Source organism: Oryzomicrobium terrae (assembly GCF_008274805.1).
Lineage (GTDB): Bacteria > Pseudomonadota > Gammaproteobacteria > Burkholderiales > Rhodocyclaceae > Oryzomicrobium > Oryzomicrobium terrae.
This window is the reverse complement of sequence record NZ_CP022579.1, coordinates 1,628,370-1,646,002: the sequence shown is the minus strand read 5'-3', so window position 1 is coordinate 1,646,002 and position 17,633 is coordinate 1,628,370. Positions and strand designations below refer to the sequence as shown.

13 protein-coding genes are annotated in these 17,633 nt (G+C 66.1%); 4 read left to right on the top strand and 9 right to left on the bottom strand.

The window, feature by feature from the left end:
- Nucleotides 1–7: 7 nt before the first annotated feature.
- The 5 genes from OTERR_RS07595 to OTERR_RS07575 form a co-directional block, all read right to left on the bottom strand.
- Complete coding sequence (locus tag OTERR_RS07595) at nt 8–1,657, bottom strand: carbohydrate porin (RefSeq protein WP_149425344.1); 1,650 nt, start codon at nt 1,655–1,657, stop codon at nt 8–10.
- Nucleotides 1,658–1,660: 3 nt separating this feature from the next.
- Nucleotides 1,661–2,218 carry an iron transporter gene (locus tag OTERR_RS07590; protein ID WP_054620705.1) on the bottom strand — a complete coding sequence of 186 codons (558 nt, stop codon included), beginning with the start codon at nt 2,216–2,218 and terminating at the stop codon, nt 1,661–1,663.
- A gap of 316 nt (nt 2,219–2,534) precedes the next feature.
- The gene (locus tag OTERR_RS07585; protein WP_149425343.1) at nt 2,535–3,323 is read right to left on the bottom strand and encodes an alpha/beta fold hydrolase; all 789 of its coding nucleotides are present in this window, start codon (nt 3,321–3,323) and stop codon (nt 2,535–2,537) included.
- A gap of 8 nt (nt 3,324–3,331) precedes the next feature.
- Nucleotides 3,332–4,282 carry an alpha/beta fold hydrolase gene (locus tag OTERR_RS07580; RefSeq protein WP_149425342.1) on the bottom strand — a complete coding sequence of 317 codons (951 nt, stop codon included), beginning with the start codon at nt 4,280–4,282 and terminating at the stop codon, nt 3,332–3,334.
- A 417-nt stretch (nt 4,283–4,699) separates the two neighbouring features.
- Nucleotides 4,700–7,180 (bottom strand): DNA internalization-related competence protein ComEC/Rec2, encoded by a 2,481-nt coding sequence (locus OTERR_RS07575; protein ID WP_246154394.1) that lies wholly within the window; start codon nt 7,178–7,180, stop codon nt 4,700–4,702.
- Nucleotides 7,181–7,331: 151 nt separating this feature from the next.
- On the opposite strand from OTERR_RS07575, the gene OTERR_RS07570 reads away from it, so the two are divergent.
- The 3 genes from OTERR_RS07570 to OTERR_RS07560 all read left to right on the top strand — a co-directional run bounded on the left by OTERR_RS07570 (nt 7,332) and on the right by OTERR_RS07560 (nt 9,360).
- Nucleotides 7,332–7,892 (top strand): DUF2062 domain-containing protein, encoded by a 561-nt coding sequence (locus OTERR_RS07570; RefSeq protein ID WP_054620703.1) that lies wholly within the window; start codon nt 7,332–7,334, stop codon nt 7,890–7,892.
- 62 nt (nt 7,893–7,954) lie between these two features.
- Nucleotides 7,955–8,986 carry a potassium channel family protein gene (locus OTERR_RS07565; RefSeq protein ID WP_149425340.1) on the top strand — a complete coding sequence of 344 codons (1,032 nt, stop codon included), beginning with the start codon at nt 7,955–7,957 and terminating at the stop codon, nt 8,984–8,986.
- A 32-nt stretch (nt 8,987–9,018) separates the two neighbouring features.
- The gene (locus tag OTERR_RS07560) at nt 9,019–9,360 is read left to right on the top strand and encodes a GlpM family protein (RefSeq protein WP_149425339.1); all 342 of its coding nucleotides are present in this window, start codon (nt 9,019–9,021) and stop codon (nt 9,358–9,360) included.
- A gap of 14 nt (nt 9,361–9,374) precedes the next feature.
- On the opposite strand, the gene OTERR_RS07555 is transcribed toward OTERR_RS07560, so the two are convergent.
- From OTERR_RS07555 to OTERR_RS07540, 4 genes are all read right to left on the bottom strand, one after another.
- The gene (locus OTERR_RS07555) at nt 9,375–11,390 is read right to left on the bottom strand and encodes a methyl-accepting chemotaxis protein (RefSeq protein WP_187775331.1); all 2,016 of its coding nucleotides are present in this window, start codon (nt 11,388–11,390) and stop codon (nt 9,375–9,377) included.
- 316 nt (nt 11,391–11,706) lie between these two features.
- Nucleotides 11,707–13,722 (bottom strand): methyl-accepting chemotaxis protein, encoded by a 2,016-nt coding sequence (locus tag OTERR_RS16015; RefSeq protein WP_187775330.1) that lies wholly within the window; start codon nt 13,720–13,722, stop codon nt 11,707–11,709.
- Between the two features lie 440 nt (nt 13,723–14,162).
- Nucleotides 14,163–14,882, bottom strand: a complete 720-nt coding sequence (lolD, locus tag OTERR_RS07545) for a lipoprotein-releasing ABC transporter ATP-binding protein LolD (RefSeq protein WP_149425338.1) — start codon at nt 14,880–14,882, stop codon at nt 14,163–14,165.
- A complete protein-coding gene (locus OTERR_RS07540; RefSeq protein WP_054620697.1) occupies nt 14,875–16,137 on the bottom strand; it encodes a lipoprotein-releasing ABC transporter permease subunit in 1,263 nt (420 codons plus the stop codon). The genes lolD and OTERR_RS07540 overlap by 8 nt, the downstream gene beginning before the upstream one ends.
- 305 nt (nt 16,138–16,442) lie before the next feature.
- On the opposite strand from OTERR_RS07540, the gene OTERR_RS07535 reads away from it, so the two are divergent.
- Nucleotides 16,443–17,606 carry a hypothetical protein gene (locus OTERR_RS07535; protein ID WP_149425337.1) on the top strand — a complete coding sequence of 388 codons (1,164 nt, stop codon included), beginning with the start codon at nt 16,443–16,445 and terminating at the stop codon, nt 17,604–17,606.
- Nucleotides 17,607–17,633 lie beyond the last annotated feature (27 nt).

Sequence of the window (17,633 nt, the reverse complement as noted above, 5' to 3'; positions counted from 1 at the left end):
CTCCGGATCAGTAGGTCAGCTGGGCACGCAGGCCCATCAGGGTAATCGCCTTGCTGTCGGCGTTGCCGGCCGGCCGTGCGATGTACTGCAAGTCGGGCGACAACTCGAACTGCTTGTTGATGCGATAGCGGTAATACACCTCGACCAGCCGCTCGCTGCCCTTGGCGGCAAAGCCGTAGTCGGGCACGCCGTTGCCATCCACGTCGATCAGGCTGGACACGCTGCGGAAGTCGTTGGCGGCGCGCATCATGCCCAGGCCGATACCGAGGGAATCGCCACCCCGGTTCCAGTTGGAACCATTGATCTCGGCCCCCAGGGTCAAAGCACGGTCGAAGCGGGCGCCGGTATTCTGCACCAGCTGGCCGTAGCGGCCGAACAGGGTGACGGTATCGCCGACCCGCTGATCCACCGAAATACCCCAGCCGGAGCGCTTGGCGCTGCCGTCTTCGAAGGTCGGCGCCTGGCCGTTGCGCCAGTAATAGAGGCGGTAGTTGCCGAGCAGACCGCCGAAGAAGCGCTGCTGGGTTTCGGCCTGGGCAATCAGCAAGGGCGAAGAGAAGAAGCGGGAGTAGTTGGCGCCCCGTCCGGCTCCGAATACACCGGCCGACAGCCGCCACACTTCGCGCTTGTTCACGCTGTTGGCGTAGGACATGCGGAAGCCCGGCGCGAAGCCGTTGGCATCGACGCCGATGTCGCCACCGGCATCAAGCAGCGGGTTGTGCACGAAGGCGGTATTGAGAAACTGCTTGGTCTCGTCGTTGGCGGCGGCGTTCTGGTCGAAGAAGACGAAGGGGTCCATCTTGCCGAAGGTGACTTCCAGGCTTTCCTTGGAGTGGGGCTTGAAGCCGCCGTAGGGCAAGGGGATGGTCGCCTGGTACCAGGCCTGGCCGAGGATTGCCACCGAGTCGTCCGGGTTGAGGCCGGTAACGCGGAAGGCGGTGGCATTAGGCTTGGAGAAGCTGTACAGGTTGTTGAGGCCAAAGCCCTGGCCAAAGCGGAACTGGGCGAAGATGCGGCTCTCGATGTCGCCGATGTTGTCCAGGGGCAGGGTTACATAGACGTCGCCCCGATAGTTGAGCTGGCTGTTGTTGGACTGGCCGTAGAGATCGGTGCCATTCGGGCCGCTGCCGTTTCCGGGACGCTGGGCCACGGTGGACAGGCTCATGCCGGCGGTAATGCCTTCCAGAGCCTCGGCCATGCGGGCCTGCTTGAGCATGCCCAGGGACTGGTATTCCACCGCCTTGAGGCGTGCCGTCAGGTCGGGCTCGTTCTCGCTCACGTCTTCACGGCTGAGCCCCGCGGCCACCTTGGCGTTCTGCTCTTCCAGGCTCTTGACCCGCTCTTCCAGGGAAACCGGAGCCGGTGCTTGACCGGCCAGGCCGGGCTGGGTGGAGGAAACGGATGCGGTGGATGCCCGGGTCTGGCCCTTGGTCGCCGCTGCCGAGCCGGCAACCGCAGAAACTGGCGCCGCCCGGGCAGCCTTCAATTCGGCCTCAAGTTCGGCGTTGCGCTGCTCCAGCTTGTCGAGCCGTTGGTTGAGTCTTTCCAGCAATTTGCGCACATCGGTGTCGCTGGCGGCCTGACCGAGGGCCGGCGTCAGGGCGAGCGCCACCATTGCGGCCAGTCGAACGGGCCGCCACAGGGGTTGAGAGGCCATGGTTTAGTACCCGCCTTTTTTACCCACGCCGACGTAAGTGAATTCGTATTCCACGTCGAAGGGTTTGAACCAGGGGCGGACACCGGTGAGGCGATCGGTATGACGGCCGAAATGGGAGTGGGGGTTGGCGGAAGGCGGCATCACGGTGTACTTGACGTGGTACTTGCCCGGGCCAAACAGCTTGATGTTGTCGCCGTAGTGGGGACCGTCGTTGGCCACCATGGGCATCATCTCGCCGCTCACCTTCTGGTTGGTGCCGCCGATCTTGGTGACTTCGTACTTGACCACCAGGTAGGGAATCCAGGCCCCTTCCTCGAACCCGTTGGGGTTGCCGCCCATGGCGTGGATGTCGGCCTCCAGGTGGATGTCCGATTCTTCCACCTTGCGCATCATGCCGTCCGGCTCCATGGTCACCGCCTGCAGGTAGACCGCGCCGATTTCCATACCGGCGCGCTGCTGTGGCGTACCGATCGGATATTCCACCGCCTGGGCGGAAAGAGTGGCAAGACAGGAAACAGCCAGTGCAAAAACCGTTTTTCCAAGAAGAAGGCGCCAGCGCATGATGAAAACTCCCAGGTGATTTTTTGAATGTCGAGCTGGCTGGCCCCTTAGGAGCGGCCCGCGACGGGCTTGGCTGGCTTGCTCATGATCTAACTGAGAATAATTATCGTAAAGCTTGCTATCTGGTGCAATATCAAAAATGTAAAAACCGGCAAAAACACTAATTTTTTACCAAAGATCAAGAAAACATCTTTCCCATCATGGAATTCAAAAAGAAAACGCACCGTAACGGTGCGTTTTGAAAGGATTAATCGCCAGAAACAACTGAGCAAAGGCGAAGCCAATACGTCAGCCTTTCGTCAGAAAATTAACATCTCTAGTCGAGAAAGTTATGAATAATCTGGAGCAGCGCCGCCGGCTGCTCCCGGTGGGGCGAGTGACCACAATCCTCGATTATCGCAGCCTGGGCGCCACTCACCCGGTCGCGGACCACATGAATCTGCTCCAAGGTGGCGTATTCGTCCTGACGGCCCTGCACCGCCAGGGTCGGACAGGCAATCGCGGACAAGCGCCCCCGGATGTCCCAATCGCGGAACGGCGGCGACAGCCAGGTATCGTGCCAGTCGGCGAACACCCGGTCGGCATCGCCGTGATGGCGGGCCAGACGGGCCTGGAAGCCCCCTGACTTGCCCATGCTGTCACGCCACGACTGCCCGGCGATTCGGATGCCCGCCAGGGACTCCTCCTCCACCCAGCTATGGGGAGCGATCGCCACCAATCCAGCCTGGGCGCCAGGAAACAGGATGCCGTGCAACAGGGCGATGGAACCGCCGTCTGAATGGCCGACCAGTACCGGACGTTCGATGCACAGAGCCTTCAGGGTGGCGGGTAGCCAGTCCCGGGCTTCGATCTCCAGATAATCCGGCGTACGGGGCCGGGGGTCGCGGCCGGAGGCACCATAGCCCTGGCGCGACCAGGCCCATACCTGCCTGCCGGTGGCCGCCGCCAATTGCTCGGGAAAGTCGCGCCACAGCGAGAGGCTACCCAGCCCCTCGTGCAGCAGCACCAGATCCGCCCCCTCCCCCTCACCCGTCGGGGTCCAGCAACCGACTTCCAATTCCAATCCATGAACCGTCACACGGCTGGGCTGGTAGACAACGTTCATTCCTGCATTCATTGCGACTCCTGACGCAAAAACTCGGTAATCAGCCGGATCTGGCCGGCGTCGGTAAACATGGGTGCATGGCCGACCCCGGGGATTTCCGCCAATTGCGCCCGGGGGCCCCGCGCGCCCATGGCACGGTGAACATCTGGCGTGAGCAGGTCGGATTCGGCACCGCGAATGGCCAACACGGGAATCCGCAGCGCCTCATAAAAGCCCCACAGGTCCACGTCGGCATAGACAAAAGCGTTACGGAAAGGCGCGCCAATACCCGGGTCGTAGACCATGGCCCACTGCCCATCGTCGCCCTGGCGAACACAGTGCTCGGTCAAGGCCTGCCATTGAGCGTCACTCAACGGACCGAAGGGAGCCGAAACGGTACGCACATAGGTCACCGCATCGACAAAACTGGGAAAACGAGGGGCATTGCCAACGTACTGGCCAATGCGTTGCAAGGATTCGGCGGTAATCACCGGCCCCACATCGTTCAGCACCAGACGGCGGATCGGCGATTTGGGCTGGGCTGCCAGCAACATGCCGATCAGGCCGCCCATGGACGTACCGACCCAGTCCACCGACTCCACGTTGAGCCGGGCCACCAGGGTCACCATGTCGGCGATGTAGGCGGGAAAACCGTAGTCGGCCGGATCGTTGAGCCATTCGCTGCGCCCACGGCCAACGACGTCGGGGCAGATCACCCGGTAATCCGTCGCCAGCACTCGGGCCAGTTCATCGAAATCCCGGCCATTGCGGGTCAGGCCATGGACGCATACCACCACCCGTGGATTGGCCGGATCGCCCCATTCGGCATAGGCCATGCGGTGCAGACCGTGGGGGTCGGCGCATAACACCTGATGCAAACGTGGCTCAGGACGGGCAGCCGGAGCGACTGCCGCGTGTTGATCTTTGGTGTCGCCGGCAAACCGGGACCACCAACGGTGCAGAGCGCTTAACGCGGACATGGCGTAATTAGTTTCCCAACAACGAATCAGCCGCCATCATAACCAATGCCATACGCCTGCCGGGGGCAATGGTTTTACCCAGCGCGCAATCGGGTCTGTCAAGACTTTTTCGGGAAAAAAAGTTGCCCCAAGGCCTTGACTTATGCACACCGCACCGCTCCCTGTAACAAAAGTTATAGATCGGTTACAAAACCCTCTTGCCAAGCAAAAAAATATATTAACCAACTGTTTTTAAATAAGTATTTTTCGAGCCCGGTTTATAGGCAAAGTAACAAAAACCCTTGCGGAAAGGCGACTTAGGTCACTCATCCCAAACTTATTCACAAAGTTATCCACAGATTCTGTGGACAAGCGAAAAAGTCCTTACCCGCGTTGGGGTTAGGTCGGATTCCGCATCCAGAACGGGAGCAATGCGCGCTATCTTGCCGATGCCTCGTCGGCGGTCGCCCAATAACGCGGTTGGCGTTGCCGCTCGGCGATGCCCGTGACTCCGGCAGGGCCCAGGCGAAAACCGATTGCCCCGTCACGGTCGGTGCGCCAGACCACGCTGCCGATTTGTCGGTAGCGTTCCACCACTTCGCTCCGCGGATGGGCAAAGCGGTTGCGATAGCCGGCGGAAAACACCACTTGGGCCGGCCGTACTGCAGCGACGAAGGCCGGGGACGAGGCGCTGGCGCCGCCATGGTGCGGCGCCACCAGCACATCGGCCGCCAAGGCGCTGCCGCTGCGCCCCACCACCGCGGCCTCATCGGGAATTTCCAGGTCGGCAGCGAGCAGCAGGCGGCTCCCGCCAGCCTCCACCATCATCACGCAACTCTGCCGATTCGGCTTGACCCCGGGCACCAGGGCCTCGGGGCGTGGATGCAGCACGGTAAAGCGAACGCCGTCCCACACCCAGGCCAGCCCGGCTTCGCAGGCGCTGCGCGGGACATCGAAATGGTGGGCAGGATGGGCCGGTGGCAGAGTATCCACCAGCCAGTCGACGGGAAAGGCAGCGAGCACCGACAGCGCTCCACCGGAGTGGTCCCGGTCCGAATGGGTCACCACCAGCCCATCCAGGCGATCCACCCCCAGGGTGCGCAAATAGGGGGCGACCACCCGCTCGCCGGCATCCGTTTCCCCCCAGGCCGGCCCGGTATCGTAGGCCAGGGTGTGCTCGGCGGTGCGCACCACCACTGCCAGTCCCTGGCCGACATCGAGCACGGTGACCCAGGCCTCGCCCGGCGCCGGGCGGGACGCCGGCCAGGACAACGCCGGCAGCAGCAAGACCAGCCCGGCCAGACGGCCGGGGAGGCCGCGGGGGGCGAGCAGCAATCCCAAACCCGCCAAGGCCAGGGCCACGCTCCAGGCAGGGGGAGCCGCCGGCGTCCACACGGACAGGGGCTGGTCGGCCAGCCACTGCAGCGCCGCCATGAGTGGTGCCAGTACGCCATGGGCCAGCCACAGCAGGCTATCGAGGGGCACCAGGGCAGCAAGCAGGGCCAATGGGGTGACCACCAGGCTGATGAGTGGAATGGCGACGGCGTTGGCCAGGGGGGAGACTAGGGAGAACTGCTGGAAGAAGAACAGCACCAGGGGCAGGGTTGCCCAGGTGGCCGCCCACTGGGTCAGGCCGAAGCGTGCCAGTTCGTCCCGCACCCGGCGGCGCCAGGCCGGCACCGCTTCCGGCGTGGGGCTGGCGTGGTGGCCCACGCGCCCGGCCCCGACGTACAGCAGTGCCGCCACCGCGCCGAAGGAAAGCCAGAACCCCGGCGCCAGTACCGCCCAGGGATCGAGCAGCAGCACTGCCAGCAAGGCGGCCGCCAATACCCGGCTGACCCGGGTGGCGCGCCCGGTCGCCACGGCCAGGGCGGCGACGCCCACCATGGACAAGGTGCGCAACGCCGGCACTCCGGCTCCGGCCAGGAGGGTGTAGATCAAGGCAGCGGCCACCCCGGCCAGGGCCGCGGCCCGGGGGGTCGCCAGGCCCAGGGGGGCACGGGGATGGCGGCGCCACAGGGCGCCGGCCAGGGCTGCCACCAACCCCGCCACCAGGGTGACATGCAGGCCGGAAATCGACATCAGGTGGGTCGTCCCGGTACGGGCGAAAATCCGCCACTGGCCCGCATCCACCGCCTGCTGATCGCCCACGGCCAGGGCGGCGAGCACGCCTCCCCAGGGATAGTCCTGGGCGGGCAAGGTGGCGAGAAACCGATCGCGCACCGCCTCGCGCACCCGCTCAATGGTGGTGTCGGGACGAATCACGAAAGGTGACAGGCGCTCCTGCGCCAGACGGACAGTGCCAGTGGCATCGATCCCGCGCTCCAGCATCCAGGCCTCGGCATCGAAGCCGCCAGGATTGCGCAAACCATGGGGACGCTTCAGGCGCACCGTCAGGCGCCAGCGCTCACCGGCGTGAACCACCGGTCTATGCCGCTCCTCCGATTCGGCGACGGCCCCCTGGCGCCGCCCGCCCCACCATCCCAACGACAAGCGCTGGGGCATGGAAATCGGTGCCGCCTGGCCGGGCAGCGGCCCGGCCGGGTCGAGCTGTTCCACATCGAGTTGAAAGCGGATGCCCAGGGCGGTGTTCTGCGGCATGCGGCTGACGATGCCGGTGACGACGAAGTCGCGCCCCTCGTCGGCGGCGGCAAGCTGGCTGGACAGGGCAAGGCCAGCCCGCCAAGCGCTCCAGGAAAATCCGGCCAGCGCGGCAAAGCAGGCCAGGAGCAAGAGGCTCGCCCAGCGCGCATGCGTCCCCCGGCCGCGCCCCTGACCCACTTGCTGCAGCCGCCGGACACGCAAGGCGGCTGCCGCCCCGCCCAGGCTCGCCAGCAGGAGCAGCGTCAGCCAGGACCAGGGGGGCAGATGGCCCTGGAGTTGCAGCAGCAACACCCCCAGGGCGAACGCAATCGACACCAGTCTCATGACAATGGATTAAACCAGAACTCAACCCCCGCAGGCGGACTCCCAGCATGTCCGGCCCAGGCGGACGAAAATGCACCCGGCCGGCCGACCGCCCATCGGTAAAACGCATCGCCGGGCAATTTCTCGCTACTATTTCCAGGCCATGCGCAAGATTTTCAAACGCTTCCTGCCGCACCACGATGCCGTCCACGACAACCGGTGGCTGCGTCCTTTTTCCGATACCCTGCTCCACCCCCGGCTGTGGCATCTCAATCGCCACTCCGCCGCGGGAGGCATCGCCGTCGGCCTGTTCTGCGGCCTGATTCCCGGCCCCTTTCAAATGCTCGGCGCAGCCATCTGCTGCATCGTGCTGCGGGTCAATCTGCCCCTGGCCCTCGTCACCACCCTGTACACCAACCCCTTCACCATCGTTCCGCTCTACTGGTTGGCCTTCGAACTGGGGCGGCTGGTGCTGGGCAGCGCCAGCGGCACCTTCGTCAATCCGCCCGAGTTCAGTTTCGGCAACCTGGCCGCCTGGCTCGATGCCATGGGCCACTGGGTGCTCGGGCTGGGCAAACCCTTGGGTGTGGGTCTGGTACTGCTGGCCTTCTTGCTGGCGTCATTGGGATACGCTATCGTGCGCGCCGGCTGGCGCTACTACCTGGTCCGCACCTGGCACGCGCGCTGTCGCGAACGGCAGCGGCCGCCCTCCCCCGCCCCCTGATACGAACACGGCCTTGCGCCGCCGTTCCCCTCCCCCCGCTCCCAACTCCACGCTCCGCGCCCATGAGCCTGCAACGCGAATCCAGCAACGTGCTCCGTTACCTGCAGGCGGCACTGGCACTCCTGGTCCTGGTGCTCGTCATCGGCACCGTCGGCTACCACGCTCTGACCAGCGGCCGCTACAGCTGGTTCGATTGCTTCTACATGACCTTCATCACCCTGACCACCATCGGGTTCGGTGAAATCATCGAGATGACCGACAATCCGCCGGCGCGGATGTTTACCGTGTTCATCGGCATGCTCGGCGCCGGCACCCTGTCGTTCCTGTTCTCCTCGGTCACGGTGATGGTGCTCGAATCGGACCTGAACGGCACTTTGAAGAGAAAACGCATGGACAAGATGATCCGTCAGCTCAAGGACCACTACATCGTCTGCGGCTTCGGCCGGGTCGGCCGCAACGTCGCCCGGGAACTGGAAGGCACCAACCGGCACTTCGTCGCCATCGAGGAAAACCACGAACTCCTCGACGCCTACCGGGAGAAATTCCCCGGCCTGCTCGCCCTGCACGGCGACGCCTCCGACGACGACATGCTGGAAAAAGCCGGAATCGCCGAAGCGGCCGGGGTCTTCGCCGTTACCGGCGACGATTCGCGCAACCTGATGATCATCATCACCGCCAAGCAGCTCAACCCCCGCCTGCGGGTAGTGGCACGCTGCCAGGAAGTGCGCAACACCGAGAAGATGAAGAAGGCCGGTGCCGATGCCATCTTCGCCCCGGACCTGACCGGCGGCATGCGCCTGGCCTCCCTGATGGTGCGCCCCCACGTGGTGTCCTTCCTCGACGAGATGCTCAAGTCGGAAAAGCGCCTGCGTGTCGAGGAAGTGGCGGTGCCCCCCAATTTCACCCCGACCTTGCTCGGCAAGCTGGCCCTGCGCAGCGCCGAGTACGTGCTGCTGGCGGTACGCATGCAAGGTGAATGGGTGTTCAACCCGAGCAAGGAATTCGAGCTGGAGCCCGGCCACGTGCTGATTGCCATGGCCAGCCCGGCGGGGCGCATCGAGCTCGAAGAAGCCCTGATCGCCATGATCGCCTGAGGCGCTACGCCTCGTTTCCCTCTCACGCCCCAATGGCCCTCGTACTCAAAGCCCTGCTCGGTGGCGCCGTGGTGGTGCTCATCGCCCTGCTGGCCAAGACCCGCAACTACTACATCGCCGGGCTGGTGCCGCTGTTTCCCACCTTCGCCCTGATCGCCCACTACATCGTAGGCAGCGAACGCGGCCCGGCCGACCTCAAGGCCACCGTGCTGTTCGGCCTGTGGGCGGTGCTGCCCTATCTGGGCTACCTGGGGTCCCTCTACGTCCTGGTGGATCGCCTCCCCCTGGTGCCCGCCCTGGCGGCGGCCACCCTGGTCTGGCTGGCGCTGGCAGTGCTGCTGGTGCTGGCCTGGGGCCGCTGGCACAGCGCCTGACCCCGGCCCGCCCCTCAGACGCGGAAGCGCCCCACTTCGCCCTGCAGGTATTCCGCCAGGGATTCCAGTTCGCCGGCGGTACTGGCGTTCTCGGCCACGGCGGCACTGTTTTCCTCGGCCATCTGGGCGATGCGCTCGACGTTGCGGGCGATATCCTGGGCGGCGGCGCTCTGCTCGCGCAAGGCCTCAGTGATTTCCTCCACCTTACCGGCCACCTCCCGCGCCCCTGCCTGGAGGTGGGTCATGGTGGCGCCGGCCTCATGGGTCAGGCGCACCCCATCCCCGACCCGGGCAACCCCTTCGTCCATGCCGACCACCGCCTCCTTCACCCCGTTCTGGATAGCGCCGACCATGGTAGCGATCTCCTGGGTGGAACTGGCGGTACGCTCGGCCAGCTTGCGCACTTCGTCGGCCACCACGGCGAAGCCACGCCCCGCCTCGCCAGCCCGGGCCGCCTCGATGGCCGCATTCAAGGCCAGCAAATTGGTCTGATCGGCAATTTCCTTGATGGTATTGACGATGGTGGTGATGCTCTCGGAGTGACGCCCCAGGTCGGCCATGGTGGCGGACGAGCGATGCACCACCTCGGCGATCGCGCCGATCCCCTCGACCACGTTGCCGACCACCGATGCGCCCTGGCCGGACATCGTCTCGGCCTCGGCAGACAGCGCCCGGGTAGCGTCGGCGTTCTGGCTGATGTGATCCACCCCGACGCTCATCTGCTCCACCGAGGCGGCCATGGCCGAGGCGGATTCGCTCTGGTTCTGGGTCGAAATGGAAATTTCCCGGCTGGAACGCGCCAGCCCTTCGGCGGCTTCGGTAAGCCGGTGGGCACTGCTTTGCACGTTCTGCACCAGGGCGGCAAAGGATTCCGCCACCTGATTGAAGCAATTGCCCACGGCATGGAGCTCGTCCTGGCTGCGCACCCGCACCCGGGCCCCCAGGTCGCCGGAGGCGATGCGCTGGGCGCCCGCCGCGACTTCGCCGATGCTCTCGCTCACCGCCCGGGCTACCCCGGCGGCCAGATAGGAGAAGAGCAGGGCTAGCAGCACGGTAGCCCCCACGGCAATGGCCAGGGTCTGCTCGGCCTTCACGATGCGCGCATCGATCAGTTCGCGGGCGGTCGGCAGCAGGGTGTCGAAGTACTGGACGTAGCCCTTGTCGATGGCGCGGGTGACCTGATCGAAGAAGGCGGTGGACTCGGTCGCCAGACTGCCGGTCAGCAGATCCTGCCCGACCAGGGTCACCACCTCCTCGCTACCGGCGGAAATCTCCTTGGCCGCATTCTGCAGCGTGTCGCGCACCACCGGGTTGAGGGCGGCGGCCTTGTCCAGGTTGAGGTTGAGAAAGCGCAGGGTGTCGCGCACCTGGGCCGCCAGCACTCCCAGGCTGACTTTCTGGCTATCGGCGATCTGTTTCTTCGCCAGGATGGCGGTGCCCAGGGCCCGGGTCTGGCCGAGCCGCTCCAGCATGGACGGCAGCTTCACCACGGCTGTTTCGAGCAGGTAGAAGCTGCCCATGTCCGGATCCACGGTGATGTGGAAGTGGTCGGCCGTATCCATCTGCATCAGCAGCAGGTCGTCGATCAGACGGGTATGGGCACCGATGTTTTCCGAGGCCACCCAGGACAGGCCGTCACTCTGGATGGACTGCCACTCTTCGCGCACCGACGTCCAGCGGGGGCTGCCGCGCAACTCGGCCGGCAAGCGGCCGTCCAGGTCGCCGACCATGCGTTCGATGTCGCGGGTGCGCTGGTCGAGCTTGCCCTTGAGGGCATCGTTGCCGCCCAGCACGCCGCCGGACAGGCCGCGATGCTGCTGGCTCGCCTGGATCAGGGAGCCAAACGGCTGGAGCAATTCAATGCCCGCCAGTTCCTGGCGCGACTGGGTGATGACCTCACGCAGCTGAATGAACAGACCGGCAAAAACGATGGCGATGGCGGCCAGGGCGACGGCGCCGATCAGCGCAAACTTGCGCCCGTAGCGCAAGCGGTTCATGAGCGCCACGGCGGGCGTGAGGAACAACGACATGGGAAACCCCCCCGATGGTTTTGGATTGCTCTGCTGGCGCGGGAGCCGGAGCTCCAATGCGCGCGGCAGGATTTGAGCAAATCCTAGGCAGGGCACCCCAGGTCGTCTTTCACGCAGATCAGATTTCAGGCGGATGAAAACAAAAAGACCGCTTTAAAAAAGCGGTCTTTTTTGACACACCGGCCCAAACCCTAGGCGGGGCGCCGATCTTCACGCCCCCCCTGTGGAGAATGGCGTCGTTGCTCGCTCTCAGAGCCCCTACCTTGAAGATCCGCGCCAGTCCTTGCGATCCGGGCAGCGATCGGAAAGCGACGGATCAGAGCTTGAAGTGGCGCACCTCTTCCTGCATTTCCAGGGCAAGGGACTGCAAGTGGGCCGAGGTATCGGCGTTGCCTGCCGCAGCGGCGCTGGTTTCCTCGGCCATCTGGGCGATGCGCTCGACGTTGCGGGCGATCTCGGTGGCGGCGGCGCTCTGCTCCTTGAGGGAAATGGCGATGTCGTTGGTCATGGTCAGCACCTGGTGCGAGCTGCTGCGGATCTCGCCCATGGCCTCCCCCGCTTCGCCGGTCAGCTGTACCCCCTGATCGACCCGTTCCACGCCGCCCTGCATGCTGTCCACCGCTTCCCGGGTGCCGTTCTGGATGGCCCCGATCATCTCGGAAATTTCCTGGGTGGAGCGGGCGGTACGCTCGGCCAGCTTGCGCACCTCGTCGGCCACCACGGCGAAACCGCGTCCGGCTTCTCCCGCCCGGGCCGCCTCGATGGCGGCGTTCAAGGCCAGCAGGTTGGTCTGGTCGGCGATCTCCTTGATGGTGTTGACGATCGTCGAGATGCCCTCGGAATGGCGCCCCAGATCCTCGATCACCGCGGCCGAGCCGGTCACCGATTCGGCCACCCGCTGGATTTCCGTCACCACCGCCTGGACCTTGCCGGCCCCGGCTTCCGATAGCTCGCCGGCATGGGCCGACAGGGTGTGGGCCTCGGTGGCGCTATGGCTGATGTGGTCGATGCCCACGGTCATTTCTTCGACAGCAGCCGCCATGTTGGCCGCCGCATCGCTCTGCTGCTGGGTCGCCTCGGTGATCTGGGAGGAGGATTCGGCCACCTGGCGGGACGATTCGGTGAGCTTGCCCGAGGTTTCCTGGACCTTGCGGATCAGCTTGGAGAATCCCTCGCCCAGGGCGTTGAAGCCCTCGGCCAGGCACTGCAGCTCGTCCTTGGTGTCGACGCTGACGCGCACCGTCAGATCGCCCTTGGACATGACGTAGGCCCCCCGGGCGAAGTCGGTCAGGCCCTTCATCACCGACAGGTACATGCCTGCCGCCAGGTAGGCGGCCATCAGGGCCACCAGCACCAGCGTGCCGAGGGCGATGTAGAGACTGCGCTGGGCGTGGGCGATGCGGGTCTGCACCAGGGTGGCGGTGGCCGGCATCAGGGTATCGAACATCTGCTTGTAGCCCTGGTCGATCACCCCGGTGACCTGGTCGAAGTAGGCCTTGGGCGCGGTGGCGTAGTGTCCGCCGAGGATGTCCTCGCGGACCAGTTTGGTGGTGCCGTCTACCGCAGCCAGGAAGTTCTGACCGGAATCGCCGAGCAGGCCCTTGACCGCCCCGTTAACCTTCTGGGCCTTGGCGATCTGGATACGGTAGTACTTGGTCTGGGCGTCCAGGTCGGCGAGCAGGGCCCCCAGGTCCACTTTCTGGGTTTCGCTCAGTTCCTTGCGGGTGAGGATGCCGGCACCTCGGGCGCGCAGCTGGCCGAGGCGCTCCAGGGTCGCTGGCAGCTTGTGCACGATGGTATCGATCAAATAGAACGAATCGATGTCCGGGTCGATGGTCAGGCCCTGCACATCGGCGATGGTCACCTGGAAGATGAGTACATCATCGATCAGCCGGGTGTGCCGAGCCAGGTTTTCCGCCGCCGGCAGGTTGAGCCCCTCGCTACGCAGCTTGGCCCAGTCGTCCTTGAGCTTCTGCCAATCCGGATCGTTGGCCAGGCCCGCCCCCAGGGCCTTCTCGGTGCGGGCAAAGGCCTCGCTCACCTCCCCCTCCTTGGCGGCCCGGCCGGCCTTCATGGCCTCGTTGCCGTTGAGCACCGCCGAAGACATGCCCCGGTGTTGTTGCAGCTTCTGCACCAGGGTCTGGCTGTCGCGCAGGGTTTCCAGGGCGCTCAGCTCGTTACGCGACAGGTCGATCAAGCCGTTGAGGGTGGTGTACAGGTTGGTCAGGAGCAACACCACCGCAACCAGGACTACCCCGCCAAGCAGGAGGAACTTGCGCGGGTAGGACAAACGGTTCATCAGCCAGACGGCAGGGCCAAAGAGAGTCTTCATGGGAATCCTGTCAGAGCGTGCGCTGCGAGAAAAAAGATAGGCTCGCGGGATATGACCAGAGGATGGCGCCGAAAATTCCATGCCGGCGAAACGCCAAATGCGACACCCTGGCGATCAAAGGGCCAGTATTTTACGCACCTCTGGGGAAAAACCACTCAAGCAACAGGGGCAAACCGACAAGCGGCAGCACAGACGCACGCGTCTGGCAGAAAATTACGCGGGCAGCATTGCGAAAAATCCCATAGTGGCACCGTGCCGGCGCTGTAGCACCCCATGGCAGGCGCGCAACAGAAGGCCATCGCGGCCGCCCGGAGCCAGGATCGGCCCTGGCAACCGGAACTCCCCGCTTGAGTCGGTGCAAGGACACAGCCGTTCCTGTCGTCGGGCTGACAACCGACGAATGGACGACCGCGACCGACCGCTAGGCCGGCACGACAGCCTTAGCCGAGGCGGCCGTCGGTGATGCGCAGGTGGCGATGGCAGCGCCCGGCCAGCTCCAGGTCGTGGGTGACCACGACGAAGGCGGTGCCCTGATCCCGGGCCAGGTCGAGCATCAGGTTGAAGACCTGGTCGGCGGTACTCCGGTCCAGGTTGCCGGTGGGCTCGTCGGCGAGCACGCAGGCCGGCTTGGTCACCAGGGCCCGGGCCAGGGCGGCGCGCTGGCGCTCGCCACCGGACAGCTCGCCCGGGGTATGGGTGAGGCGGTGGCCCAGGCCGACCGCTTCGAGCACCGCCTTGGCCTGACGATGGGCCTCATCCTCCTTGGTGCGGCGGATGAGCAGCGGCATGGCCACGTTTTCCAGGGCGGAGAACTCCGGCAGCAGGTGGTGAAACTGGTAAACGAAGCCCAGGTGGGCATTGCGCCAGGCGCCCCGCTCCCTTTCGTTCATGCCGCTCCACAGCCGACCCTTGAGGCGGGCCTCGCCAGCGCTGGCCGTATCCAGGCCACCGAGCAGGTGCAAGAGGGTGCTCTTGCCCGAGCCCGAAGCACCGACGATGGCCAGGGTTTCCCCCGGGGCCACGGTCAGGTCGATGCCGCTCAGCACCGGCACCGCCAGCTTGCCATCGTTGAAGGTCTTGGACAGGCCGCGGGCCTCGATCACCGCCTCGGCGGGAACATGGGCGACGGTAGGGGAAGAAGGGAGCACGGTTTCACTCATAACGCAGCGCCTCCGCCGGGTTGACCCGGGACGCCCGGTAGCTGGGATACAGGGTGGCGACGATGCCCAGGACGAAGGCCACGGTGGTAACGGTGATCACGTCGCCCCATTGCAAGTCTGAAGGCAGTTGAGAGATGTAATACACCTCCCGGGAGAGGAACTGGACGCCGGTAATCCGCTCGATGAAGGGCACCACCACGTCGATATTGAGGGCCAAGGCCACGCCGCCGGCGACGCCGATGGCCAGACCGACGGCGCCGATCAGCACGCCCTGGACCATGAAGATGGCCATGATGCTGCGTGGCGACGCCCCCAGGGTGCGCAGAATGGCGATGTCCGCCTGCTTGTCGGTGACCGCCATGACCAGGGTCGACACGATGTTGAAGGCGGCCACGGCGACGATCAGGGACAGGATGATGAACATCATGTTCTTCTCGATCTGCACGGCGCGGAAGAAGTTGGCGTGGCTGCGGGTCCAGTCGGTCAGGTAGGCGTCGGCGCGAATCATCCGGGCCACCTCCCGGGCCACCCGGGGCGCCTGGAACAGGTCGTCGAGCTTGAGGCGTACGCCGGAGACGTTGTCCCCCAGCCGGTACAGGGTCTGGGCGTCCTGCAAGTTGATCAAGGCCAGGCCCGAGTCGTACTCGAACATGCCCACCTCGAAGATGCCCACCACCTTGAAGGTCTTCAGCCGCGGCACCACCCCGGCCGGGGTCACCGAGCCTTGCGGCGCGATCACCGTCACCTTGTCGCCGACGAAGACGCGCAGGGCCCGGGCCACCTCGCTGCCGAGCACGATGCCGAACTCGCCGGGCTTGAGGTCGGCCAGGGCGCCACTCTTGATGTGGCTGCCGAAATCCGCCACCTGGTTTTCCATGTCCGGCAGCACGCCGCGGATCACCACCCCCCGCACCTCGTCGCCGAAGGTCAGCATCGACTGGGCCTGGACGAAAGGCGCCGCCCCCTTCACATCGGGATGGCGGCGGGCCTCTTCCAGCACCCGGGGCCAGTCCGGCAGCTGGCCGTCCATGCCTTCGATCTGGATGTGGGACGCCACGCCGAGGATGCGCTCGCGCAGCTCCTTCTGAAAACCGTTCATCACCGACAGCACCACGATCAGGGCGGCCACCCCGAGGGCGATGCCGGCCATGGAAATGGCGGAAATGAACGACACGAACCGGTTGCGCCGGGCGCCGCGCTTCTTGGCCCGGGTGTAGCGCAGGCCGATGAGCAACTCGTAGGGGAGAGAGGACACAGCGAAAATAGTGGTTGGCAGCGGGTTGAGTTATGTCGGGCCAGAGAGAGTTGCGCAGCCGGCGGCGATGCCCGCCAGGGCGCCACACCGCCCCCGAGCCCGGGGCCGCCGGCCGGGTCGGCCGAGGCAAGGCGCTATGCTACACTCCGGCGCTCCCCCCGGGCCACCCGGCCACGCACTTGCGGGTGCACATCGCGCCCCTCCCACCGTGGCGCTGTACGCCAATACGGGCCAAGGGCGTACCGACTCTGCCCACCCGCACGCCATACATAGTCCCCCGCAGAAACTCCGCCGTCCTTCCCTCTATGCACCTGGAAATCCTCGTTCCCGACCTGTTCTGGCCCGACCGGCGCGACACCGCCATCTACGCCGACCTGAGCCTACCGGCGCTCGGCACGATGCTGGCCCGCGGCCGGTGCCAGGTAGCGCCCCATCCCCGGGAGCGGGCTCCGGGCTGGGAAGAAGTGCTGGCCAAGCGGATGGGGATCCAGACGGGCAATGCTTCTGCCAGCGCCACCAGCCCCGCCGCCGCCCGCCTGGCCGGCGAAGCCCCCCCCCTGCCCCCGGCCGGCGCAGCCCCGGGCGCCTGGGTCTGCGCCGACCCGGTGCACCTGCGCTTCGTCCAGCAGCAGGTGGTGGTGGCCGACGCCCGCCAATTCCCCCTGGACGACGCCGATGCCCAGGCCCTGGTGGCCGGGCTCAACGACTACTTCGCCCCGGACGGCATCCGCATCGCCGCCCCGGCCCCCGACCGCTGGTACGCCTGGCTGCCCCAGACCCTGCTCGATGCCACCCTCGGCCTGCCGCCGGTGCTGCCCCTGTCGGCGGTGGCCGGCCGCCGCCTCGACGGCCGCCAGCCCGCCGCCGACCTGCCGCCGATCCTGACCCGGGTGGTGAGCGACGCCCAGATGGTGCTGCACACCCACCCGGCCAACGCCCGCCGCGAGGAGGCCGGCCACCTGCCGGTCAACAGCCTGTGGCTGTGGGGCTACGGCCTGCCGGCGATGCCGGATTTTTCCGCCGCCGCCACCGATGCCCCCCTCTCCCACCTCTGGGCCGACTCCCCCCTGGCCCGGGGCCTGGCCGGTCCGGCCCGGGCAGCCGCCCTGCCCGCGGGCTTTTCCGCCCTGCCCGCCGCCGACACCACATCCGCGGCCGGCCGGGGGCTGGTGGTGCTGGAGAGCCTGTTCGACTCCGCCCTGTACCAGGACCGGGACGCCTGGCGCCGCGCCCTACCCGCCGTGGAGGCCGCCTGGCTGGCCCCGGCCCTGGCCGCCCTGTGGGCCGGCCGGCTCACCGGCCTGACCCTGACCGTGCCCGCCACCCGGGCCACGGTGAGCTGGACCCTGGTTCCCGGCGACCGCTGGAAATTCTGGCGCCGCCCCCTGCCTACCGCCGCCCTAGCCGCCTACGCCGCCCCCTGGCAGGCCGAGGGCGTAGACCTCAACCCGGAAGGACCGGGTGCCTGATCCGCCCGCCTCTGCCGCCCACTACCA